Below are 2,037 nucleotides of genomic sequence, written 5' to 3' on the forward strand. Positions count from 1 at the left end.
ACATCGTCGAGTCCGAGGTGAACGGCAAACAGACCATCACCTACGACATCAACCCCAAGGCGAAGTGGAGTACGGGCCGTCCGCTCGATTATCGCGACCTCGTCGCCAACTGGACCTCGCAGAACGGCAAGGACACCGCGTACGAGGCGTCATCGACCGCCGGCTACGACCGGATCGAGTCGGTCGTGCGAGGTACCACCGATCAGCAGGCGATCGTCACCTTCTCCAAGAAGTACGGTGACTGGCGTGGCGTCTTCTACCCGCTGCTGCCACGTGAGAACGTCGACACCGCAGACCATTTCAACAAGGCCGCGCTGACGACGTTCCCGGCGACTGCAGGCCCGTTCCGCATCAAGAACATCGCGGCGGGCGGCAAGCGGATCGTTGTCGAGCGCAATCCCGACTGGTGGGGTGAGAACAAATCGGTACTCGACACGATCAGCTACATCCCACTCGATCAATCCGCGGCCATCGGAGCCCTGCAGAGCGGCGAGATCGATCAGATGGAACTTGGAAGCGACGCCGACTCGTTCAAGGTCGCCAAGGGGATCCCGAACGTCGACCTGCGCCAGAGCCTGGGCTACCAGTACCGGCATTTCGACTTCAACGGAGCCGCGGGCCGCATCACGGCCGACAAGGCCGTTCGCCTGGCGCTCATGAAAGCGATCGACCGTGACTTCTTGGCCAACGCGCAACTGGGGCAGATAACCTCGAAGCCCGCAGTGCTCGACAGTCACCTGTTCGTCAACGGGCAGAAGGGCTATCAGGCCAACAACGGTGACATCACCTTCAATCCGGACCAGGCCAAAAAGGAACTCGAGGCCGCAGGGTGGGTGATGGCCGGTGACTTCCGCAAGAAGGACGGCAAGCAACTCGACCTGCACGATGTCATCCCGTCGGGCGCGTCGAATGCGTCGCAGGAGGCTCAGGTCATGCAGCAGAACCTCAAGGCCGTCGGAGCCAACCTGATCATCGACACGGTTCCCAGCGACGACTTCTTCAACAAGTACATCCTGGTGGGCGCGTTCGACGTCACCCATTTCACCTGGGAGGGAACCCCGTTCACGTCCAGCAGCGACGGCATCTATCGGCTGACACCGGGAATCACCCTCCAGAACTACGGGCAGATCGGGTCGCCGCAGATCAATGCCCTCGCCGACACCGCCCTCACCGAGACCGATGATGCCAAGCGGCTCGCCGACTACAACGAACTCGACAAGCAGGTGTGGGCCGAGGGGCACAGCCTCACCCTGTTCCAGCGCCCGTCGACCTATGCGACGAAGAAGAACCTCGCGAACTTCGGTGCTCCGGCGTTCGGGGACCAGGACATGTCGAAGGTCGGGTTCCTGAAGTGAGTAGGGGCTGAGATAAAGGCTGGTCGGGGTTATCCCGCCGGTGTCGCGGCGACCACGGTGGTTGTCGCGGCACTGGCGTTTCCGGTCGTTCCCGAACTGAGTGTGCTCGTGGCGCTCATCGTCGTGGCCGTCTCTGCCTGGAAGCTGGGGCCGGCATGGCTTCTCGGACGGCGTGCTCGCCCGGATGCCGGTGAGTCGGTGTCCGTGCGACGTGTTCGTTTCGAACACCGGATGCGCTCACGCGGATACCTGGAGACCGACAGGAACGGTCGACGGGAATGGTGGCCGGTCTACTTCCACACCGGCCTGCTCGCGATCGCGCCGGATGCCGCAGCCACGATGACCACGCCCCGCGTCGGACGGACGGCGTTCGTCGTCGAGCCGGGTGTCGTCGCGGTGTCCGCCGGACGGGTGACGCGCAAGCAACCTCCGGGCACCCCGTTCGACGCCCCACGCCTCAACGACGCCGATGTGCGCGTGCGAGCAGCGCGATTCGGGTCCCTGCGCCGTCGGGTCGTCATGGACTCGCCCGCGGCCGTGGCCGGCCCGGTGATCGGCGTGCTGTGGGTTCTCGCCTCCGGCGGCGGCGTCGATGATTTCCTCGCGGCCACCCTTCTGGCCGCGGCCACGGCGGTGTGGGCGTCGGCGATCTCCGGCAGCGACCCCAGCTGACCGGGCGACG

The 2,037-nt window shown here is 64.8% G+C and carries 2 protein-coding genes; both read left to right on the forward strand.

The window, feature by feature from the left end; translation table 11 throughout:
* Positions 1-1,355 (forward strand): ABC transporter family substrate-binding protein (locus tag JHC79_RS23585; RefSeq protein WP_296395500.1); only part of this gene is annotated, 1,355 nt, incomplete at its 5' end.
* A 57-nt stretch (positions 1,356-1,412) separates the two neighbouring features.
* Positions 1,413-2,027 carry a hypothetical protein gene (locus JHC79_RS23590; protein ID WP_296395502.1) on the forward strand — a complete coding sequence of 205 codons (615 nt, stop codon included), beginning with the start codon at positions 1,413-1,415 and terminating at the stop codon, positions 2,025-2,027.
* Positions 2,028-2,037: the final 10 nt, after the last annotated feature.

Source organism: Williamsia sp. (assembly GCF_016462415.1).
Taxonomy (GTDB): Bacteria; Actinomycetota; Actinomycetes; order Mycobacteriales; family Mycobacteriaceae; genus Williamsia_A.